Source organism: Trichocoleus sp. AS-A1, from assembly GCF_039962015.1.
Classification (GTDB): Bacteria; Cyanobacteriota; Cyanobacteriia; order Cyanobacteriales; family FACHB-T130; genus FACHB-T130.
In genome coordinates this window covers 45,380-67,551 of sequence record NZ_JAMPKG010000033.1, presented here as the reverse complement: position 1 = coordinate 67,551, position 22,172 = coordinate 45,380, and the positions used below count along the sequence as shown (strand labels likewise).

13 protein-coding genes, 4 pseudogenes and 2 CRISPR repeat arrays (1 of these 19 cut by a window edge) are annotated in these 22,172 nt (G+C 44.1%); of the genes and pseudogenes, 12 read left to right on the top strand and 5 right to left on the bottom strand.

Going from position 1 to position 22,172, the window contains the following annotated elements:
* The 3 genes from NC994_RS21625 to NC994_RS21615 all read left to right on the top strand — a co-directional run.
* Positions 1-1,463: beta-ketoacyl reductase (locus tag NC994_RS21625; protein ID WP_190433887.1), on the top strand; the 1,463-nt coding region annotated here is incomplete at its 5' end.
* Between the two features lie 8 nt (positions 1,464-1,471).
* The gene (locus NC994_RS21620; RefSeq protein WP_190433885.1) at positions 1,472-6,175 is read left to right on the top strand and encodes a non-ribosomal peptide synthetase; all 4,704 of its coding nucleotides are present in this window, start codon (positions 1,472-1,474) and stop codon (positions 6,173-6,175) included.
* Between the two features lie 153 nt (positions 6,176-6,328).
* Entirely contained in the window at positions 6,329-7,900 is a 1,572-nt protein-coding gene (locus tag NC994_RS21615; protein WP_190433883.1) for a radical SAM protein, read from the top strand.
* Positions 7,901-8,043: 143 nt separating this feature from the next.
* Here the strand turns inward: NC994_RS21615 and NC994_RS21610 are convergent, their stop codons facing one another.
* Positions 8,044-8,592, bottom strand: a complete 549-nt coding sequence (locus tag NC994_RS21610) for a tyrosine-type recombinase/integrase (protein WP_347276937.1) — start codon at positions 8,590-8,592, stop codon at positions 8,044-8,046.
* Positions 8,593-8,836: 244 nt separating this feature from the next.
* On the opposite strand from NC994_RS21610, the gene NC994_RS21605 reads away from it, so the two are divergent.
* The 5 genes from NC994_RS21605 (at position 8,837) to NC994_RS21585 (ending at position 12,323) form a co-directional block, all read left to right on the top strand.
* On the top strand, positions 8,837-9,472 hold the full coding sequence (locus NC994_RS21605; RefSeq protein WP_190433880.1) for an AAA family ATPase: 636 nt from the start codon (positions 8,837-8,839) through the stop codon (positions 9,470-9,472).
* Entirely contained in the window at positions 9,469-9,783 is a 315-nt protein-coding gene (locus NC994_RS21600) for a ribbon-helix-helix domain-containing protein (RefSeq protein WP_190433878.1), read from the top strand. Before NC994_RS21605 ends, NC994_RS21600 begins: the two co-directional genes overlap by 4 nt.
* Positions 9,780-10,067 (top strand): hypothetical protein, encoded by a 288-nt coding sequence (locus NC994_RS21595; RefSeq protein ID WP_190433876.1) that lies wholly within the window; start codon positions 9,780-9,782, stop codon positions 10,065-10,067. Before NC994_RS21600 ends, NC994_RS21595 begins: the two co-directional genes overlap by 4 nt.
* Positions 10,068-10,218: 151 nt before the next feature.
* Positions 10,219-11,505, top strand: a complete 1,287-nt coding sequence (locus NC994_RS21590) for a DUF928 domain-containing protein (protein ID WP_190433874.1) — start codon at positions 10,219-10,221, stop codon at positions 11,503-11,505.
* Between the two features lie 455 nt (positions 11,506-11,960).
* Complete coding sequence (locus NC994_RS21585; protein WP_190433872.1) at positions 11,961-12,323, top strand: hypothetical protein; 363 nt, start codon at positions 11,961-11,963, stop codon at positions 12,321-12,323.
* 463 nt (positions 12,324-12,786) lie between these two features.
* Positions 12,787-15,881: a CRISPR direct-repeat array (repeat unit 36 nt; unit sequence GTTTCCATTCAATTAATTTCCCTAGCGAGTAGGGAC).
* A gap of 189 nt (positions 15,882-16,070) precedes the next feature.
* Here the strand turns inward: NC994_RS21585 and cas2 (NC994_RS21580) are convergent.
* A pseudogene (gene cas2, locus NC994_RS21580) lies at positions 16,071-16,259 on the bottom strand (CRISPR-associated endonuclease Cas2); the annotation flags it as partial.
* 41 nt (positions 16,260-16,300) lie between these two features.
* Here cas2 (NC994_RS21580) and NC994_RS21575 point away from each other — a divergent pair.
* Positions 16,301-17,134: pseudogene (locus NC994_RS21575) on the top strand (IS5 family transposase).
* Between the two features lie 16 nt (positions 17,135-17,150).
* Here NC994_RS21575 and cas2 (NC994_RS21570) read toward each other — a convergent pair.
* A pseudogene (gene cas2, locus NC994_RS21570) lies at positions 17,151-17,249 on the bottom strand (CRISPR-associated endonuclease Cas2); the annotation flags it as partial.
* 9 nt (positions 17,250-17,258) lie between these two features.
* Positions 17,259-17,714: pseudogene (cas1, locus tag NC994_RS21565) on the bottom strand (CRISPR-associated endonuclease Cas1); the annotation flags it as partial.
* 39 nt (positions 17,715-17,753) lie between these two features.
* Here cas1 and NC994_RS21560 point away from each other — a divergent pair.
* The 3 genes from NC994_RS21560 (at position 17,754) to NC994_RS21550 (ending at position 19,042) form a co-directional block, all read left to right on the top strand.
* Positions 17,754-17,987 carry a hypothetical protein gene (locus NC994_RS21560; RefSeq protein WP_190433858.1) on the top strand — a complete coding sequence of 78 codons (234 nt, stop codon included), beginning with the start codon at positions 17,754-17,756 and terminating at the stop codon, positions 17,985-17,987.
* A gap of 317 nt (positions 17,988-18,304) precedes the next feature.
* Entirely contained in the window at positions 18,305-18,670 is a 366-nt protein-coding gene (locus tag NC994_RS21555) for an SH3 domain-containing protein (RefSeq protein ID WP_347276936.1), read from the top strand.
* A 9-nt stretch (positions 18,671-18,679) separates the two neighbouring features.
* Positions 18,680-19,042 carry a hypothetical protein gene (locus NC994_RS21550; RefSeq protein WP_190433857.1) on the top strand — a complete coding sequence of 121 codons (363 nt, stop codon included), beginning with the start codon at positions 18,680-18,682 and terminating at the stop codon, positions 19,040-19,042.
* 211 nt (positions 19,043-19,253) lie between these two features.
* Here the strand turns inward: NC994_RS21550 and NC994_RS21545 are convergent, their stop codons facing one another.
* Positions 19,254-20,459, bottom strand: a complete 1,206-nt coding sequence (locus tag NC994_RS21545) for a WYL domain-containing protein (RefSeq protein WP_190433856.1) — start codon at positions 20,457-20,459, stop codon at positions 19,254-19,256.
* A 468-nt stretch (positions 20,460-20,927) separates the two neighbouring features.
* A CRISPR array of direct repeats spans positions 20,928-22,172; the repeat unit is 35 nt; unit sequence TTCCCACTCGCTGGGAAATCAACTTGAATGGAAAC (it continues 397 nt past the right edge of the window).

The window sequence follows — 22,172 nt, the reverse complement described above, 5'->3', positions numbered from 1 at the left end:
TAGGTGAAATCAGGCGACAAACTCCAGAATTAGTCCCATCCATGTTTGAGGAACTCGCGCAACAGTTCAAGCAAGGCGATTTGCAATCCTTACCTCACAAAGTATTTCCCATATCCGATGTTGTCAGTGCGTTCCGATACATGGCTGGAGCCAAGCATATTGGCAAAATCGTCATTTCAATGCCAGAAATAACTGCCGATTCCAAGCCTATTCCGATTCGAGAAAATGGCACTTATCTAATTACTGGCGGGTTGGGAGCGCTGGGAATTCAGGTCGCTCAATGGATGGTAGAACAAGGTGCAAAACACTTAGTTTTAATAGGTCGTCGCGATGCAAATGATAGGGTACAAGCAGCAATTTCTCAACTAAAAGAAACAGGAGCGAACGTTAAAGTTGTTAAGGCAGATGTTGCCAATACTTCAGAAATAGCCCTTGTGTTGGAGGAAATTCAAGCCAGTGCAGAGCCTCTGCGCGGTATCTTTCACGCGGCTGGAGTTCTAGATGATGGCGCATTGCTACAGCAAAATTGGGAGCGTTTCACGAATGTCATGGCTCCAAAAGTAGCAGGAACTTGGAATCTGCATACCCTCACTCAAAACTTGCCTTTAGACTTCTTTATTTGTTTTTCCTCGGTAACAGCATTAATTGGAACGCGGGGTCAAGGCAACTATGCTGCTGCTAATGCTTTTATGGATGCCCTAGTTCATTATCGCCGTCAAATGGGGATGCCGGGATTAAGCATAAATTGGGGGTCTTGGGCAGATGCTGGCATGGCAGCTACCTTGGACGATCGCATCCAAAGCCGCAGAGAAGCGCGGGGAATCGGCGCGATGTCTCCAGAGTTGGGATTGCAAATTTTGGGCGAGTTACTCACCCAAAGTGCCGTGCAAGTTGGCGTGTTTTCTTATGATTGGTCGAAGTTTTTACAGCGATTTCCCAACGATGCTAATCCTGTTTTATTCTCAGAATTAGTTCGCCAAGCACCGTCGCAAGGGAAAACCGCTTCTCAGCCTGCGCCTAAACTGGACATTCGTCGTCAATTGCAAGAAGCAACCGATCGCGATCGCCTCCCTCTTCTATTAACGTTCGCGCAAGAACAAGTGGCAAAAGTTCTGGGGTTAAAGCCATCCCAACTCGACGTACAGCGCGGTTTAACTGAGATGGGGCTTGATTCTCTGACAGCAATCGAACTGAGAAGTTTGATGAAAACTCACTTGGGATTAGACGTTCCTATCGTGAAATTTATGGAAGGGATCGATGTTGCGAGTTTAGCAACGTATTTAAGCGATCGCCTAATAGAAATAGATACCCCCTCCTCTGCTACTTCTAGAGTTACACCAGTCCAAATCAATCTAAACAACGGCATCAACTCTGAAAATGCGGCGCAGTTATTGAATCAGTTAGATCATCTGAGCGATGAAGAAGTAGACACTTTACTAAATTCTATAGATTCTAAAGAATAGGAGCAGTTATGAGTAATTTACCTGAAAATCAAAGAAATTTATCGCCTCAAGAAAAACGCGCCCTTTTAGCACAACTATTGCAAGAAAAGGCTAGCAAAGCGAAATCCCAGTACCCCCTCTCTTACGGTCAGCAAATTCTGTGGTTGTTGTACCAGAATGCCCCGGAAAGCCCTGCTTACAACGTTGCCTTTACCGCACGCATCAGAGGTAATGTCGATATTTCTGCCTTGCGAAAGGCGTTCCAAATGCTGAGCGATCGCCATCCTTCGCTGCGGACTACTTTTGCGCTCCAAAACAACGAACCCGTCCAAGAAGTTCATGGGTATCAAGAAGTTTGCTTCGAGCAAATAGACGCAGCAACCTGGAGCGCAGATGAGTTAGATCGGCAAGTATTTAAAGCCTATCAGCGTCCTTTTAATTTAGAACGAGAATCCGTCATGCGGGTTAATTTATTTACTCGTTCTATAGAGGAACATATCCTGTTGCTAACCATCCACCACATTACGTGCGATGGATGGTCAATTTGGCTAATTCTTGACGAGTTGCGCGTACTTTATTCAGCGGCAAAAAATGGAATCAGTGCATCTCTACCACCGCTGACTTTAACGTATGGAGATTACGTTCGCTGGCAAAACGAAATGCTGGCAGGTGCAGATGGGGAAAGACTCTGGGCTTACTGGCAGAAACAACTAGCGGGTGAGTTACCAATGCTCAATCTACCAACAGATCGTCCGCGTCCGCCCGTGCAAACTTTTAATGGCGCATCTCATCCCTTTCGGCTAACGCAGGAACTCACCCAGCAACTTCTGCAATTGTCCCAAGCGGAAGGAACAACCCTTTACATGACTCTATTGGCAGCTTTTCAGGTATTGCTGCATCGCTATACGGGTCAAGAAGATATTCTCGTGGGATCTCCCATGACAGGCAGGACTCAAAGTGAATTTGCACCCATTGTGGGCTACTTTATGAACTTGCTTGTCTTGCGAGGGAACCTTTCTGGAAATCCCCCATTTCAAGCCTTTCTCAGTCAAGTACGTCAAACGGCGTTAGGCGCGATCGCTCATCAAGATTATCCCTTTCCCTTATTAGTCAAGCAATTGCAACCAAACCACGATCCCAGTCGATCGCCGCTTTTTCAAGTTTCATTTATTTTACAAAAGCCTCAACAATTAACAGAAAATATAGAGTTAGTCACAGGTATTGAAACAGGCGTTGTAATTAATTGGGATGAGCTTCAATTAAAGCCTTTTAAGATGCCTCGGCAAGAAGGCGCGTTTGATGTGACCTTAGAAATGGTAGTTGGCAAAGAAACTTTATTTGGCGAGTTTAAATACAATACCGATTTATTTAATGCTTCAACTATAGAGAGGATGCAAAATCATTTCCAAACTTTGTTGGAAGGCATCGTCGCCAATCCAGAACAGCAACTTTCAGAATTACCGCTTCTGACTAAACTTGAGCGGCAGCAAGTACTAGGAAACTTGAATGCAGCAACATCTCCAGTAGAAGGAAAAGAGTTTAACAATTTTCGCGATCGCTCGAATTTAACGGCTAATCAATTCCTTGTTTGGTTAGGGCAACAATTGTATCCAGAAGCCCTAGTTTATAACAATGCGTGCAGTGCCATCATCCCAACCCAGATTTCACCCGAACACTTCCAAGCAGCGTTTCAGGCACTTGTGAATGCTAGCGATGCTTTAAGGACAATAATTGAAGAAATTGATGGCGTACCACAACAACGGGTGATAGCCAATTTTCCTTACATTGTGGAATATTTAGATTGTTCCGAAGTTTCCGAGCCGAATGAACTGCAAAACTGGATCGAAAGGCGATCGCAAATGCCGTTTGATTTTCAAAAGCGTTTGTTTGACATGGTACTCATAAAGTTATCTGAACAAAAATATGTTTGGTATTTAAAATTCCATCAGATTATCGTCGATGGGTATGCTTTTGGATTAATCTGTGAGTATATGTCTAGTCTTTACGAGTGCGCTCTAAACAATAAATTACAAGAACCGTTTCCCATTCCTCAATTCCAAGATTACATAAATTACGATAAAGAATATCAAGAATCTTCCCGATATTTGAAAGCTAAAGCCTATTGGGAGCAAAAGCTGGCAGAACCAATTGAGCCGATCGCATTCTACGGGCAACGCCGTTTGAAGCAAACCACACTTGTAGAACGAGTTGCCTGCGATCTGGGTGGCGCTCGCACCCAAAAACTTAAAGCGATCGCCGCTTATGAAACGATAACTGGAAGTACAAACAACGCATCTTTATTTAATATATTCTTAGGAATTTTAGCAACTTATCTTTATCGTACCAGTGGTAACAGACAGATTGCAATTGGAATGCCGTTGCACAATCGACGATCCAAAAGTTTTAAGAAAACAATTGGCTCTTTTGCCCAGGAAGTACCTCTACGAATTGAGATCGAAGCCAATGATACTGTCCTATCCTTAATTAATCGAATTTCTATTACAACATCCGAAGCGATTAAATACGGTCAATATGTACTTGAAAATTCTATCCGGAATCCAATTTACGATGTTCTGTTAAACTATGAGCTTCAAGTATCCTCAGACTTTCAGGGAGTCAAAATAACAAGTGAATCGGTTCACTCAGGGCATCGGACTGAAAGCCTCGCTGTTAGGATACGCGATTGGGATTTATCAGGAAACCTTGTTCTCGACTTTGATTTTCACAAAGATGTTTTTGATGAAGAACTACAAATTTTAGCTATTCAACATTTTCTTCAGGTGCTAGATTCATTTTTAGTAGATAAAAATCAACTAATCAGTCAAATTAATTTGCTTTCTGATGACCAAAAGCAGTATTTTTTAACTAAATTCGTTCAAAACCCAGCAACCTTTACTATTGAAAAAACAATTTCTCAAAAGTTTGAAGCTCAGGTACAAAAAACACCAGATAGAATCGCCGTTGTTTTGAAAGACCAATTTCTTACCTATGCCCAATTGAATGCCAAAGCAAATCAATTAGCACGCTATCTTCAGTCTTTGGGAGTCAAACCAGAGGTGCTAGTAGGTCTTTGTGCAGAACGTTCTATAGAGATGATTGTGGGGCTATTGGGTATTCTCAAAGCGGGTGGGGCTTATGTACCGTTAGACCCAGTTTATCCCAAAGAACGCCTCGGTTATATGCTATCAGATTCGCAAGTGCAAGTTCTATTAACTCAGCAAAAGCTGATACCTTTGCTGCATGAAAATAAAGCACAGATTATTTGCTTAGATACACACTGGGAAAAACTATCTCAAGAAAGCGAAGAAAATTTATTGAGTCTAGCTAAACCAAAAAATTTAGCTTATGTAATTTACACCTCAGGTTCCACAGGAAAACCCAAAGGGGTTGCAATTGAACATTGCTCTTTGGTTAATTTTACCCAGAGTGCTATTTCTGAATATGGATTAACGCCAAGCGATTCTATTCTCCAATTTGCTTCGATTAGTTTCGATACAGCTGCCGAAGAAATTTATCCCTGTCTTGCTTCTGGCGCAACATTAGTGTTGCGAACTGATGAAATGTTGAATTCGGCAGCAACTTTTCTAAAAATTTGCCAAGATTTAAAGCTAACAGTTTTAGATTTGCCGACAGCCTACTGGCATCAAATTGTTTCCGAGTTGGAGACAACAAATATCGCCCTTCCCGAATCGCTGCGCTTGGTGATTATTGGCGGCGAAAGAGCAATTCCAGAACTAGTGAGAATCTGGCAAAAGCGGGTAGGCGATTATCCCAAATTAGTGAATACTTATGGCCCAACTGAAGCAACAGTTGTCGCTACAACTTATCCTATCACCGCATCGGCAACTATACAGCAACAAGTACCGATCGGACGAGCGATCGCTAACGTGCAGACTTACATCTTAGATCGAAATTTACAACCTGTGGCTATCGGAATTCCAGGTGAATTACACATAGGTGGAATTGGCTTAGCTAGAGGTTACTTAAACGACTCCAAATTAACCCAAGACAAATTTATTTCCAATCCTTTCGGTAATGAACAAAACGCCCATCTTTACAAAACTGGGGACTTAGTTCGTTACCTACCCGATAGCAATATCGAATTTCTTGGTCGGATTGACGAACAAATTAAAATTCGAGGTTTCCGCGTTGAAACGGGAGAAATTGAAGCGGCTTTAAGCGAGTATCCCCAACTTAAATCAGTTGCAGTGATTGCGAAAGAAGACAAATCCGGCAACCACCGGCTAGCTGCTTATATTGTTTCTAAAGAGAAAAACATAACCGAAAAAGAATTGCGGAAATTTCTCCAGCAGAAACTTCCTGATTATATGATTCCCTCAGTCTTCACAAACTTAGATACTCTGCCGTTGACAGCTAATGGGAAAGTTGATCGTCGCACCTTAAGCGAACTGGAAATCCAAACCAATGTTCCAACCCAGTTCGTTGCACCTCGTACTCCCACAGAGGAAAAATTAGCTCAGATTTGGGCAGAAGTTTTAGGAGTCGAGCGAGTGGGAGTCCAAGACAACTTTTTTGAACTGGGAGGACATTCTCTCATGGCAACTAAAATCCTCGCTCGTATCCGCCAAACATTCTCAGTAGAATTACCCATCCGCTCTTTGTTTGAAGCGATTACAATAGCTGAATTAAGCGATCGCATTGAAACAATTCAATGGCTAAAATCAACACCAGTATCATCTGCACAAAGCGAGCTAGAAGAAGGAGAATTATAAAACTATTAAAAAATATTTGCATTTGACCAAGGTTTATTATACGCAGTGCCCATAATAAACCTTGTATCCGTATAAAAATTTGTTTCTGGGCAGCCTCCACCTTAAGTTAATTAGCTCCCTCTACTTATTCTTTGGTCTATAAGGATTCAAAAAATGCGAGTTTTACTTATTTATCCCCTATTTCCTAAAAGTTTTTGGTCTTTTGAAAAAGCCATAGCGCTGGTAGGCCGTAAGGCATTGCTGCCGCCCTTGGGTTTAGTAACTGTAGCAGCAATTCTTCCCCAACAGTGGGAATTTAAGTTAGTAGACCGGAATGTTACCCAAATAACTGAAGCGGATTGGGATTGGGCAGATTTAGTTATTTTATCGGCAATGATTGTCCAAAAAGAAGATTTCCTCGTTCAAATTCAGGAGGCGAAAAGACGAGGCAAACCAGTTGCAGTCGGAGGGCCTTATCCCACCGCTTTACCTGATGAAGCCAAAACCGCAGGAGCTGATTATTTGATTCTCGATGAGGGAGAAATCACCTTACCGATGTTTGTAGAAGCGCTTGAACGGGGAGAAAATACGGGAATCTTCCGGTCTGGAGAAGAAAAACCCGATGTGACTCAAACACCCATCCCACGCTTCGATCTATTAGAGTTTAGTGCGTATGCGGATATGTCAGTTCAGTTCTCGCGGGGGTGCCCTTTTCAATGCGAATTCTGCGACATCATTGTTCTGTATGGTCGCAAACCTCGAACTAAGACCCCAGCACAACTCTTGGCTGAATTAGAGCGTCTCTATGAGTTGGGTTGGCGAGGCACCATTTTTATGGTGGATGACAACTTTATTGGGAATAAGCGAAATGTCAAACTCTTACTAAAAGAGTTAAAACCCTGGATGGTTAAACATAGCTATCCTTTTTCTTTTATCACCGAAGCATCCGTTGATTTGGCACAAGACCAAGAACTGATAGATATGATGGTGCAGTGTAATTTCGGATCGGTCTTTTTAGGAATTGAGACACCTGATGAAGAGAGCTTAGCGTTAACTCGCAAGTATCAAAATACCCGAGATTCTTTGAGCGAAGCTGTTCATGCAATTACGCGATCGGGACTGCGGGTGATGGCAGGATTTATTATCGGGTTTGATGGAGAAAAACGGGGAGCAGGCGAGCGTATTGTCCAGTTTGTCGAAAAAACCGCGATTTCTATTGCCTTTTTCAGTATGTTACAAGCACTACCCAACACTGCCCTCTGGCATCGGCTCAACAAAGAAGGACGCCTCCGAAGCGAATTGGCCAATATTAATCAAACGACATTAACGAACTTTGTGCCAACCCGTCCTTTGGAAGAGATTGCCCGCGAGTATATCGAAGCTTTTTGGAAACTGTACGAACCAGAGCGTTTTCTAGACCGCGCCTATCGTCAGTCTATGGTTTTGGCACAGGCAAAATATCCCAAAATCCGAAGAACTACTAAGAAAAAACTAACTTGGGCAACGCTGCGTCCCCTACTGATTATTCTTTGGAAGCAAGGGGTTGTCCGAAAAACTCGTTGGCAGTTCTGGCGCAACCTGTATAGTTTATACCGACATTATCGAGGCGGCTTGAGGCGTTATATATCTCTTTGCTCTGAACTAGAACATTTTCTGGAGTATCGCCTAATTGTCAAACAGCAAATTGAAGCCCAATTAGCTGAGTATTTGGCAGAAGAAGCAAAGATTATTAAAGTTAGTTTGTAAAAAAAATGTCATAGAAGCGATTTCATACAGATTTCATATTTGTAATTACATCATTACGATCAGGAGTTACGCAGTTGAGAAAAAGGGGTAGGTGCAGGAGAACAAAAAGATGAACCCATCCAAAATAACCAAGTACGACTACATCAACTTTCTGATTGCGACGCAGAAAGTGTATAGTTGGTTGAAAACCAAACGGGTGAGCATTGCTGAACAAGTAAAGATTGTTTCAGACAAAATGGAAAAATTAACGTCTCTACTCTAATTCCCTCCATGAAGTGTTCAAAGTCTAACGTAACCAAACCTTTGGCAACGTGCAATTGAATGCCTTGAAGCGACACTTCGACGGGATATACCTGAAGGTACGGCAGAGCCAAAGGTACCCGGAAAGAGTTTAGATCGCAATATTTTCGTTGAAGTTGCCGAAGAACTCGCACTTCGTCTCCATAGAAAGGTTGATTTGACGGTACCCCTCTCTTCAAACGTTTCACATAAAGATGCTTAGTGGTGAAGTTCACATTCCTCCATTGCAGATCGACGGCTTCCCCAACCCTTAACCCGTGACGGTACATTAAGAGCAAGAGTGTAGAATCTCGGTGTGTATAACGCCCAGTTTTCTTAGCAGTCGCTCTCAATCGCTCCATCTCATCCGGAGTTAGATAGTCTCGTTCGCTGTCAGGTCTTGCTTGCTTAATCGGCGGTGCGGGTTGGGTTTTTATCGCAACTCCACCTAAAACAGTATTTGGTCGGCTAAATACAATAACCCTGAAACTCTAATGAATCCGTTGGTCACTGGAAGTAACTCCACCTAAAAGAGTCCAATTCGGCGGAGTTTGGCTTAGCTTATTCTGTCATACTTAATTCAGTAACAATAAGGATTTGCTTTAAGTGATTGAGTTGAGTAACTGAGTTGAGTAATTAAATTGAGAAAGTAAAGTTATGTCTGTCATTGCGTTCTGCGCCCAAAAGGGGGGCGTCGGGAAAACCACAGGTAGCGTCCATTTCGCTGTTTGGCTACAGCGCAAAAAGAAAAAGGTCGCCTTTCTAGATGCCGATCCACAGGGCAGCGGTTCAATGTGGCTTTCCTCGATGCAGCTCCCCATTCGCATTATCAAACTCTCAGATGCCAACGACTTAATTGAGCAAATTCCAGAGTTATCTGAGCAGACAGATTACGTGGTCGTTGATGGTGCGCCCAATTCCGGGGAAGCCACCAGAGCCGTTTTATGTTTGTCCGATGTCTCAGTCACACCTGTTCAACCGAGTGGATTGGATTTATCTAGTACCGGGGACATCGTTCGCCTGATTAAATCAGCACAGAAAATCTCTGGGGGTCTGCCCAAGCCAGCGATTTTTCTCAATCGTGCTTTCAAAGGAACTCGACTCAAGAAAGAAGCGTTGGAAGTCCTCAGCCAGTTTCCTGATGTCGCTTTACTCAAAACAGCGATTCATCAGAAACAAGCAATTTCTGACTGCTTCACTCAAGAAGGAACAATTTGGGACATCTCAGCAGCAAAAGAATCAGCTAAGGAATTTGAATCCCTATTCAATGAAATTCTGAAGTTACTCAAATGACTCCCAAGAAGCCCCGCAAAACTCTGAACGACGCTGCCGACAAATTTATCTTTGGCAGCGGAGCTGAACCTGAACCACCAACAGAAAAACCATCGGCTGCTTCTACGTCCACTCATGGATCTGGAGGTCTGCTGGAAAAATTACAAAAAGAGGAATCAACCAAGGAGCGACCCATCAGAGTCAGTCTCGACCTTTCACCAGAAATGCATCGCCGTCTTACTAATCTTGCCAATCGCACGGGTAGGAAGAAATCTGAAGTGCTGCGGATTTTACTCGCTCAGGCTTTGGCAGAACTTGAGGAAGAAGATTGAGATTGTGCCTGGGCAGGCAGAGGAGATTCCAATGTCGTCCCAATTGGGACGTCAGGACAGCGATCGCTTCAGACAAAAGAGTAGACATCGACGTTAACTACCGCCTGCGAGGAAAGATTGGTCAGGTCAAGGCAATTGGCAGCAATTGGATCGGCGTGGAGTGTGAGGGGGAATTGCACGAGTTCTTTGCTACTGAATTGACCCTGGTTTCTGGAGTAGAACCGCCTCAGCCGAAGACACTCAACGCAGTATTCAAAGCGATCGCTTCTTGGAGTCCCTACTAAAGCCTACGAAGAGGCGAAAGCAAGTTTTACCCGTTACAAGTATCGAGTCTAGCGGGCGCTCGCTCCTGTCTCTAATAAACAATTAACCAGCATAAATCCCGGAAGTCAGATATGCTTAAACCAAATTTATTCAACTTGTAAAACTCTTTTTATGGTTACACTCCCAAATCATTCTCCAGTTGAAGAAGATGCGTTAACAATCGCACATCAGATAGAAGACATCCGGATACGCCGGCATCTTAGAAGTGTTGAGCATCAACTTAGAACTATCTCAAGCAAAATCAAACTAAAAGCCATTAACCCACTGCGGCTCCGTTACCTCGACCTTCTTCACGAATACTGGTTGAGTGGACAATTTCCCCGAAACTACTCGCTACCGCACCAAACAACCCCCTGTTTTATTGACCGTGATGGGCAAGTGTGCGCGGTAGCGCATCTGCTGATTGCTACAGGATACTCGGACTTAGCGTCTCAAATTGCCGATCAAGCTAATAACGCTTATATAACCGAGATGACGTTTCCTGCGCTTGATAAGTGGGTCGCAGAATCTGGTCTTACCCTGAGTGAATTAGCACTGATTCAGCCAGTGTACCACTACTGCAACATCCCAAACTCCCAAATCGACTCACCGCCAGCAATAGTTCGACAAGCAGAAAATTCTGCAAATCTTGAGATTTCACCAAATAGCCAGGTACGTTTTCACCCCTCAGTTCTGAGTCCAGCAATAGTAGACCAACTGCGAAATAATGGGGGGTCTGCATCTCATGGAAGAAGTAGAGATTGCGTTCAGGCTGTTACTCCACGAGCAGTAATTTATCAGACTTCAGGACATAGCCCACATAGCCGCAACGATAATCTGGAAGACACAAACTTTGGGCTAACCGCATCAGAATCTCCAACCTTCTTCTTTTTTGTTGGTGTAGTTGGTAGACACTCTAACAATGAAAATTCGTCTAGACCACAAGCAGTAAAGTTTGTGCTGACAGATATTGATACCAACGAAGAAATTTATGAAACTACTGTTGTTCCTGACGCTCCAGGAATAATCAGTATTACTCTCCCTAACGATGAACCCAAACATCTTCTAAAAATTAACAAACTTTACTTTTGGTCGTTTGTTGTAATTTTTGATTTAGAACTTTTTGCTATTGATCCAGATCTCCCATTTTCTTCCCTAGATATAGGAGGCGTAATTCAACGGATTGAATTGAACTCTTCTCTAATAAAAGAACTAGAGTCGGCAGCACCGCTAGAGCGAGCTATCCTCTATGCCAAAGCTGGGATTTGGCATGATACTCTAGCAACCCTAGCGCAGATGCGCCTTTCTAGTCCTAATGACTCGATTGCTAAGACAGAGTGGGAAGAACTTTTGCGGTCAGTAGGATTGAATAAGATTGCCAAGACACCTCTACTGGCCTGCTGCCAGCCTGATAATTAATATTCCTTATATTCTCAACTCTAGTTTTACCACTGAGTTGTTCTGACTCTCAGAGCAAGTAAACTAACTTTTTCTGCGCTTCCCTCCAACGACAAGCATTAAAGTTTCCTCTGAATGGAAGAGTCATGCGTTTCATATCCCCCTGCATGGAGAGCAAACAAGCGCAGATTAGTTTCCCTGCTTAATCAAGATAAAGAATTATTCGTCCCATCTAGAGAGTAGGCTATTTGGTACAAAAATCTTGAACGGAATACCAAGGGTTTCAGGCTTCTAATTCTCAGTATGTTCAACTGGTACACCTCTTAGCGTGACTTTCTGTTCCGTTACTACTCAGACCCCGTTTATGGCAGTTCATTCCCGTTTGCCGAATCCCATGCATTTCCGTGTTTAAGAACTTCAATCAGCAACGCCTTGAATTCATTAAATCGGCACAGTTGGACAAAAAAGTGAATTTCATGAAGGCTTCTCATATTCCTGTCCTCTGGCGAGATGCCCCTGTGCCTCCATTTCGATTCAACCCCAAGCTGGAGAAAGAAGAGAGGGGTAAAGCGTCTTTTGTCCAGATCAAGGCTCGGTTTAACAGCGAACGAAACACTTTTGAATTTGTTTCCCTTTTAGCTATTCCTAGTTCTAAGCCTCCTAACTACCTGAAAGCGGGTAAGAAGGATAAGCTTGAGGTTGCCAAGACAAGGCTGGCGGCTTCAAAAGCTCGTCAGTTCGATGAGGGGCGTTCCCATAACGATGCTGCCCTCCCTCCTCGTAAAACTACCTCTGCCCCAAAACCCAAGCCAAAACCTAAAGTGGTCGCCCAGGAGTAATTAGTGTTTTGCGAACCATCTCATCTGACCTGTCTTCAGTGCAGGTTGCGGGGTGGTTTACTCGGCCTAATGGAGTTTTTGATTGCAGCAACTCTCCAGTCGCGTAGATATCTGTAGGGAGCTGCTGCCATTCATTCTCTGTCCGATTGTATGCGATCGCTCGGCAACCATGCCAGCACAATGGTTAAAGTGCAGTAATACCCAATATGCTTGCCGGTACAAGAGCCTGCCACAATCGTGCGATCACTTACAAATAGCAGTCTAACCCTGCTCTGTAAAACTGGGGTGAAAGCTTGATTTTTTGTGGGTTGTAACCGGATAAGTTCATCAAATTTTCCCAAAGTGCCAGAAAAGGGTATCTGTCAGGTCTTAGAGAATTTAAAGTTCTCAATCTTTTCTCAATCCGTCGCGACGGATTGAGATTTTCTGACGTTGGTTCGTTGCTAAAAAAATTCAAGCAAAGGTTTCCATTCAATTAATTTCCTTAGCGAGTAGGGACCCTCGTGATCCTCCAGGTGCTGTCCTCGGGTCTGAACCTCCTAGTTTCCATTCAATTAATTTCCTTAGCGAGTAGGGACGCGAGGACGCACCGGACACAGCAGCGGCACCGGCATTGAGCGCGACTGGTTTCCATTCAATTAATTTCCCTAGCGAGTAGGGACGATGATGAGGTGTGCATTCCAGGGTTGGCTGATGGTGAGTTTCCATTCAATTAATTTCCCTAGCGAGTAGGGACGCTAAACAAATGGCTGACAATCATGGGATCTTTTAGTTTCCATTCAATTAATTTCCCTAGCGAGTAGGGACAAGAAAGGGATAAGATTGTTTACTTATCCCTTAGAGTTTCCATTCAATTAATTTCCCTAGCGAGTAGGGACTTAGTGCAATGGGTTACGCACACACTGGTGCAGGGGTATATCAAGTTTCTATTCAATTAGTTTCCCTAGCAAGTAGGGACGTGCGATGGGTTACGTGAACCTTTTCACCTTCAAGATTGTGATGGAGTTTCCATTCAATTAATTTCCCTAGCGAGTAGGGACGAATTTATGCCACTGAAGAGGAGCTAATGCTCTTGATGCAGGTGGAGTTTCCATTCAATTAGTTTCCCTAGCGAGTAGGGACGTTTGGATGAATTGACTTAACGGTTTAATTATCAACTTGCAGAGTTGGTTAAGCGATATAACCGTTTCTATTCAATTAGTTTCCCTAGCGAGTAGGGACAACCATCCCTATGCGGTTTCAAATACCAAGATCGATGAGTTTCCATTCAATTAGTTTCCCTATCGAGTAGGGATCTTTGTCGCAGCACAAGAGGTAAAAGTTGCAGGTAATGAATTAGGTTTCCATTCAATTAGTTTCCCTAGCGAGTAGGGACGTTAATGGTCAGCCCAGGAACGCTTTGGTCGTTGCAAATAAAGAATAATCAGTTTCCATTCAATTAGTTTCCCTAAGGAGTAGGGATCGCTTCGCGCTAATCAATCTTTGAACACCTTCACTGTTTCCATTCAATTAGTTTCCCTAACGAGTAGGGACTAGAGTTTTCGTAGAAACCCCATACGGCTTGGCTCCATTTGCGTTTCCATTCAATTAATTTTCCTAGCGAGTAGGAACTGGGGTGCTTTTGGTGACGCCAAGCGGCTTGGCTCCGTTTGCCTCAATCACGTTTCCATTCAATTAATTTCCCTAGCGAGTAGGGACGCTTTTTATGAAAACTGGAAGGATTCTGTAGGGAGGTTTCCATTCAATTAATTTTCCTAGCGAGTAGGAACTGGGGTGCTTTTGGTGACGCCAAGCGGCTTGGCTCCGTTTGCCTCAATCACGTTTCCATTCAATTAATTTCCCTAGCGAGTAGGGACTCGTTAAGGCGGGTACTCCGGTGTACAGAATGCTGGAAATGATGTTGTTTCCATTCAATTAATTTCCCTAGCGAGTAGGGACTCAAATGTCAGAACTGGCGCAGCTTAGCAATTTAAAGTTTCCATTCAATTAATTTTCCTAGCGAGTAGGGACCCAACTTTCTTACAGAATTGCAGCAATCTCAGATAGAGAATACCGTTTCCATTCAATTAATGTCCCTAGCGAGTAGGGACATTAGCTCCGGTGGAAACTGCAAACGATGCTGAAAAGAGCTTTGCCGTTTCCATTCAATTAATTTCCCTAGCGAGTAGGGACCATTAATTACATGACTAGATGCCATATAAACGATGGAGAGTTGTTTCCATTCAATTAATTTCCCTAGCGAGTAGGGACAAGTATTGGAAGACCAGCCAAACCAAGAAACGCAAGAGCGCGTTTCCATTCAATTAATTTCCCTAGCGAGTAGGGACTGAACACTTTCAACACAATGGTAGAAGCTAATCCTGCACTTGCAGTTTCCATTCAATTAATTTCCCTAGCGAGTAGGGACGGATCATACGAATACACGGGTGATTATCAGTATTCGTTTCCAGTCAGTTAATTTCCCTAGCGAGTAGGGAGTTAGGGAAAATATTGCACCCTTCTCCGCAATCGAAGTTTCCATTCAATTAATTTCCCTAGCGAGTAGGGGCTGGAGTTTTCGTGGAAACCCCACAAGGCTTGGCTCCATTTGCGTTTCCATTCAATTAATTTCCCTAGCGAGTAGGGACTGGGGTGCTTTTGGTGACGCCAAGCGGCTTGGCTCCGTTTGTCTCAATCACGTTTCCATTCAATTAATTTCCCTAGCGAGTAGGGACTGGATGCACACAACAAAGTTCAACAATTAGTGGAGTTTTAGTTTCCATTCAATTAATTTCCCTAGCGAGTAGGGACTATTAAAAGGCTTTCAATGCCTTGCACAAGTACCGGGAGTGTTTCCATTCAATTCATTTCTCTAGCGAGTAGAGACCCGCGATCGCGGATTGGCTGATCGAACACAAGCAGTTTGAACTACTGGCGTTTCCATTCAATTAATTTCCCTAGCGAGTAGGGACTTATCTTTATCAAATCAGAGAAATTTCAGCCAACCAGTTTCCATTCAATTAGTTTCCCTAGCAAGTAGGGACAATTCTCTGCTGGCGGCGCTTAACGAAAGGGTGTTCTACAGGTTTCCATTCAATTAGTTTCCCTAGCGAGTAGGGACTTGTAGAAAAATGTTGACGAAGCAATTAGACCGTTTCGTCACGTTTCTACCCAATTCGTTTCCCTAGCGAGTAGGAACCTGCGATTATGTAACTTATTACTTTAATCCTAATATAGAAGAGTTTGCATTTAATTAGTTTCCCTACCGAGTAGGAACCTCAAAAATTCCCTGTATTAGAAGGGTGGCTGGTGTCAATTATGTTTGCATTCAATTAGTTTCCTTAGCGGGTAGGGACCAGTTCAGTTCAACTCCAGTATGACGATGCTAGATGAGTTTGCATTTAATTAGTTTCTCTAGCGAGTAGGGGCTTCAAACTTCAGCTTTAGAGGTTACGAGATAACCAAGCTTTCATTCAATTAATTTTCCTAAAGATTAGGGACTGAAATTGACTTCACCGATATGTTATGGCTACCGCACTATTTCGAGTTTCCATTCAATTAATTTCCCTAGCGAGTAGGGACTCACCTCTATTGAAACTCCTACGCCGCCTATTGTCCAGCCAGCGCTAGCGAGAGATCCTGTTTGGGGCGCAAAAATTCCTAATACCTCATAGCTTCACAACGCTGGAAGTCTTACTACATCAGGGAGCGAGGGATCTAACACCAAATCAGGGAGTCTAGCCATTAGTCAAATCCCTCGCACAGCAGCTAAATAATCACTGAACCCGGTACTTGTGTTAACGGAAGACCGCCCCAAACGTCTACTTGACTCAGGGTGTGTCGAGAAAGAGGATAAAAACGCACACTATCTTCCTCTACATTGACTTTCTTTTGAAGTCTCTGGCGTAATTCCTCGTACTTTGATGGAGCTAAGACACACTCAAAGACACTAGACCTCTTGCGTGAATAGGTAGAAGTAGGTTAAGGAGGAACTAGCGATGACCTACGAGCAAATCAAATCCCTCAAGCCCAGTGCCTTTAAGCGCAGATGTGGTGTTCATCAAGACACCTCCCTTGCAGATGGTCGAGATCCTGCGTCCGCATCTCGATCGTCGCGGCTTCCGAGGTGGACAGCCAAAACTCGGCGTCGAAGACCAACTGCTGGTTGTGCTGGAGTAGGAGCGAGAATATCGCACCCAGTTTCATATTGCGAGCAGTTGGGGAATCAGTGAGTCAGCGGTGTGTCGCCTCCCCCACGAAGGTAGAAACGTTGCTAATGCGCTCTGGCAAGTTCAGCTTACCTGGAAAAAAGCAGCTTTATGCCAACGCTTACACCTGGAATGTGTTGGTGGTCGATGTGACTGAGAGTCCAATCGAACGTCCAAAAAAAAACAGCGAGGCTACTACAGTGGCAAGAAGAAACGGCACACGTTGAAAGCCCAAGTGATGGTCAACCAAGCCAACGGGCAGATCATCTGCACAGCATTTGGTAAAGGGCGAGTGCATGATTAGCGAAAAGTTCAAGCTCAATCGTATCCCGATGCTGCCAGAGCAACTTTGGAAAGGCTGACAAGGGATATCAAGGCATGGCAAAACTGCATCCAAGCAGTTGTACCCCAACCAAGAAGTCACGCAAAGCCAAGCTGAACAAGTTTGAGCGTCAGCACAATCGGTTGTTAGCACGGTTGCGAGTAGTAGCAGAGCACATCAATCGCAAGCTGAAGGTCTTTCGCATCCTGGCAGAGCGTTACCGGAATCGACGCAGGCGCTTTGGCTTACGATTCAACTTGATTGCTGCCATTATTAACTTTGAGCTTGCCTCCTCTTCCTGATTCATGCAAGAGGTCTACTGTACTGAACTCGGCGTCCGTACCCCTCTAATAGGTTTGATATTTTTCTGCGACGTTTATCACAAGGTATGTCATAAGTCACCACATAAAATAACATAAAGATCGCCTAGCGAATTAAGTAAGGCTGATAGGTAGTACGGGGAGCATAAACGCATCGCTTATAAGCTTTCACCTGATGCATCAGAGAATCCCAACGCGGCTGCGGATCTCCATCCTCTACTTGGATTGATTCCTCCATCCGTTGCAAAAACGTTCGTAGATACTTCTTGCGCCCGGAGTCATTAAGATAGCAGCCCCCGTCGTAATATTCAAAGTCTTGGCTTGCAATCATCACACCCCGATTGACTAAATAAAGAGTTATAGAATCGACGATAGGAGCACGAAACTCTTCAATTAGGTCAGAGGCTAAGGCTGCATGACGTTCTGTTCCCTGGTGAAGACAGGCATGATAAGGATCAAGCCCTTGAAGTTCAATCAGGCTCAGTAAATGATTCCACAGTACTTGATACCCAAAGCTGAGAATGGCATTGACTGGATTTCCAGGGGGACGACGCGATCGCGCTTGAGATGGCTGCTGAAATTCAAGGGAATTTGTAAAAGTTTGGGTCAGGATATTCATATCGGTTTAGAGCAAGCGATCGCTAACTGGATCGAAAAACAGCAACAGCAGGAAGACTCCCCACTGTCTGAGACTTCAGTAGTAGTGACTGCATCGACTGCACCGCCTTCTGTACCCACGATCGCATCTCTGATTGAAGAAACATTGAGTAACCGCGACTGGGTACTTGGGAGACTGGCGGCTGATGCTGAAATTGCTGTGGAACGGATTAATTAGTTACTAGAAGGCAATCGCGCTTCAGATTCCGAACTCCGAAAACTCGCGTAACGCCTAGTTAAATCGAATGGTGAAAGGTGGGAGGAGGAGGAACTGGTGGATATTTGACAGGCTGAAGACTTAAAACGGAGACGACAGCAGAAGCGATCGCGCTAAGTGCTTAAAACCGCAGCGAAGGGTAATGATAGGAGCTTTTCCGATAAAATCAACCGCCTCAAGATTTTTTGACGTGATCGCTTTCTCGTGAGATTTAGCAGAGATGTCCTGGGAACACTAACACTAGCGAGTACCCTTTGCAAAAGCAAGAGAGAGAATTTGTGAAATTTAAAAGATTGATACCTTGGTTAGCTATAAGCACGACTGCATTTTCCATCCCAACCCCTGCTGTTTTAGCTCAGTATACTTTCGGTAACGAGCGTTCTCAATGTCGGGCAACCCTAACCGCTAACGAGCCAAACTCTCGAATCACGCTGCGTTCTGGGCCTGGGTCGAATTATAAGAGTTTGGGTTACGGCTTGGCAGGCGATCGCGTTCAGGTTCTGACTGTATCTCCTCCAGAAGTGGATTACGAGCAAGATGGGCAGGGGAATGGTTGGTATAGAATCGGTTTCCCAAAAAGCGGAGCTAAGGGTTGGATTCGCGAGGATTTCCTGCGCGTGCAATGTACTCTTATAAATGATTAGTGAGGTTTCATGTCACGCACTTCAATAGTTCGCTTATTAGTTTTGACAGGACTAGGAATTTCCGTTTTCAGCAACCAAGCCCGTGCTGATTTCTATGACGCAACTGCTATCTGTACAGTACGGGGGCTGCAACAGGGACAGCTAGCCTTGCGTCCCCAACCCAATGGTAGACCCTTTGCAGGGTTGAACAATGGCAATATTGTTCAAGCGTTGAGTGGTACGGTTGACGAGAATGGAGGAGTTTGGGATGAAGTTAAAGTCATTAAGGGTCCCAACTCCCAAGTTACAGAACGGGTCGGTTATGTCAACAGTAAATACTTGTCGTGTAAGTGGTACGACGAGCAGGGGAATTTAATCAGAGAAGACCGTTAGCGGGACTTAAACAAATTTCAAGGCTCTAAAAAAGCTGGGAAGCTTTTTGGACAAGGGAAAGAGGTTGATGACCTAAAAATGCCTGAAACCTTTGTGAATACAATATTTATGCATATTCGAGCTGAAAGTCTTTCTCTATCTAAGTCTTAAGCCATTTTCGCCTTGACTTTTATCTAAGTCCTACTAATAACCAATGACATTTGACGAATAACTAACTGTATCGTGCAGCTAAAGATTGAGCCGCTTGACGATGCTCTTCAACTAAATCCTGCGGCGAGCGCACTTGGGCATTCCCCATGTGTCGGTAAATCCAGCGTGTCAATTCATGGAAGGAACGACGGGGTAGTTTCACAATGTAATCGACGAACTCATATTCCCCAGAGTTATTTTTCTTTCCGAGGCGAATCTTTTGGCTGGGATGGCGGCATTCCCCTTCTAAAATAAACGTTGTCGCTGGGGGAAAAAATCTTACTTTCACTTCTTCTAATGGTAAATGTCCCAAGCGTTCTAATTGCTGCTCCTGGGGTTTTCCTAAAAAAATACCCCAGCCGATATTCATCAATTTTTGTGCGAGTTTGAGGCTAGAAAGCTGTGCTTTTTGTCCTCTTCCTTGCTTTTGAATAATTCGGCAATAGTCTTTAAAACGGTCTAATCGTCCGACTTCTAGATGTTGGATTTCAGATTCTGTATATAAAGAAGGCGTTCGGGCTTCTTCGTAAAGAAGATACCAGGCGATATCATGATAAAACAATTGCAACGGATAAATTTGCAGGTAGCCAGTCTGCTGTTGATAAGGTTCCGATTGGCGGTAAATTTCAATGATTTGACCCTGCGCGATCGCGTTTTCCACTGTCTCCAAACAGTGGCATAGAGAATGGCGGTTTTTCCCTTTGGCTATCATCTCATCCGGGTCGGTATAGATAATGGGACGGTTTAGGTAAGCGCGGACTGGGTAAAAGAAATCCTCTTGTTCTTCTAGGTTTAGTCCCCGCAATCGTCGTTCCAAAGTTTGGTAAATCTGCCGCACTTGGGGGTCGCCTTGATAATGAGCAAGGGATGCAAGAGCATTAAAGGCAACTTTTAATTGGTCTTTGGTCATTGCCCCAGTGCCGAGGTAATAGCCCCAGCGATACATACGGCAGTCTAAAATGCTGTAGTCGCGAAGTGTTTGCAAGTCTTTGCGAATGGTGGCTAGGGCGGGATACCCATCTGGAAAGTTGATTCCTATGGCTGTAGCGACTTGTCGCAGTTGGGTTTGCACTGCTTCTAATGCGTCGTGGTGTTTGTCCTGAGATGAGGACTCGTGTGAATCGGGGCTACCGATACCTGGATACTGTACTAAAGTGGCAATCAAGAGCAGGATGCGTTCAAAGGAAAGGCGATCGCCATAGGGGTGAGGTTGGGGTTTCTTGGGCATAGGATTCTACATTAGCGCTAGCCTTATTTAACGATTAATTAAAAGGCAATATTAATAGTGATGTAATTTATCAGCGCTGTTACTTTACTTTCTCTGGCATGAGAGTCTGCACATTGAGTATCGTTTCGATATTGTCTTTTTATTGCGAAGTTAGTTAGCGAGTGTCATTGTAGTCTGAGCTGGCAAGCTGTCAGCTGATGAGTGCCCTGATACATACTAATCTTGGCGATAAGTCAAGCTACTAACTTTTAAAAATTGCATCAGAAAAGCGTCCAATGAAGCTAATCGACACACCTCAGCAAATCGCCGAAACCCTATATTTTTCGTTAAGGTGTGTCGATACCTTACAGGGAAAGGGTTTGAGGTATGTGTTTGGCTCAATTCTTGGAAGCATATGTTACTGTTTTTAGAGATGCGTCGAGAGAGGCGGCTGAAACCTTTACGGGATAAGGGCTACTGAACGAACTCTTCCCACTCGCTGGGAAATCAACTTGAATGGAAACGTTAAATGGTTAAAACCAGAAACCAACAAATGAAAGGACCTTCCCACTCGCTGGGAAATCAACTTGAATGGAAACCATGTATACCCACCTGTTGGCCCTACAATTAAAACTTCTTCCCACTCGCTGGGAAATCAACTTGAATGGAAACCTGGAGTTCCGGGCGTTGCATGTTCTGGTTAAGAACTTCCCACTCGCTGGGAAATCAACTTGAATGGAAACAATCTGGTCAGCGTGGGCTGACTGCTGAACCGAACTTCCCACTCGCTGGGAAATCAACTTGAATGGAAACGCAAGCTCCTGTACCGTTACCATTGTTATGGGTTCTTCCCACTCGCTGGGAAATCAACTTGAATGGAAACCATACAGTTGGTCGAAATACTGCTTGGCTTATGTGTACTTCCCACTCGCTGGGAAATCAACTTGAATGGAAACGATTATGTCTCGTACCATTTTTAATTACGACAAACTTCCCACTCGCTGGGAAATCAACTTGAATGGAAACCCTGTAGGAGCAATATAGAAAGCATTCAAAATCAACTTCCCACTCGCTGGGAAATCAACTTGAATGGAAACAATTGACCTTGAGCGGACCATGCGATGCCTCCTGGGGGGAGAACTTCCCACTCGCTGGGAAATCAACTTGAATGGAAACTTGCCGCTGCCGTGAACCCCCGAATTTGAATTGGATTTCCCACTCGCTGGGAAATCAACTTGAATAGAAACTTGTAGTCATCACGCCGATCGAAATATTTCCCTTGGCTTCCCACTCGCTGGGAAATCAACTTGAATGGAAACGAATGTACTACCTACAAAAAACCCTTCAAGTTTGTTTGACTTCCCACTCGCTGGGAAATCAACTTGAATGGAAACGAAAATTTGGTTATTTAAGAAAGAAAATATGAGAAACTTCCCACTCGCTGGGAAATCAACTTGAATGGAAACGAAAGAGTTCAGGCGACCCAGATTTTTTCAAATAGTCTTCCCACTCGCTGGGAAATCAACTTGAATGGAAACGAACCATCTGTAATTCCTTGCAGAATGGAAACGTTAACTTCCCACTCGCTGGGAAATCAACTTGAATGGAAACGCGGATGAAGAAGTTGAAAGAAAAATGCAATAGCCAAACTTCTCACTCGCTGGGAAATCAACTTGAATGGGAACTTATTGGACCCGCTAGTTGCGTAGCCAGGTCCCTTAGTGCTTCCCACTC

Coding starts and splice junctions, on each gene's coding strand:
- NC994_RS21600 (WP_190433878.1), top strand. CDS start 9,469: ATGACTCCCAAGAAGCCCCGCAAAACTCTGAACGACGCTGCCGACAAA.
- NC994_RS21545 (WP_190433856.1), bottom strand. CDS start 20,459: ATGCCCAAGAAACCCCAACCTCACCCCTATGGCGATCGCCTTTCCTTT.
- NC994_RS21550 (WP_190433857.1), top strand. CDS start 18,680: ATGTCACGCACTTCAATAGTTCGCTTATTAGTTTTGACAGGACTAGGA.
- NC994_RS21615 (WP_190433883.1), top strand. CDS start 6,329: ATGCGAGTTTTACTTATTTATCCCCTATTTCCTAAAAGTTTTTGGTCT.
- NC994_RS21605 (WP_190433880.1), top strand. CDS start 8,837: ATGTCTGTCATTGCGTTCTGCGCCCAAAAGGGGGGCGTCGGGAAAACC.
- NC994_RS21585 (WP_190433872.1), top strand. CDS start 11,961: ATGAAGGCTTCTCATATTCCTGTCCTCTGGCGAGATGCCCCTGTGCCT.
- NC994_RS21590 (WP_190433874.1), top strand. CDS start 10,219: ATGGTTACACTCCCAAATCATTCTCCAGTTGAAGAAGATGCGTTAACA.
- NC994_RS21620 (WP_190433885.1), top strand. CDS start 1,472: ATGAGTAATTTACCTGAAAATCAAAGAAATTTATCGCCTCAAGAAAAA.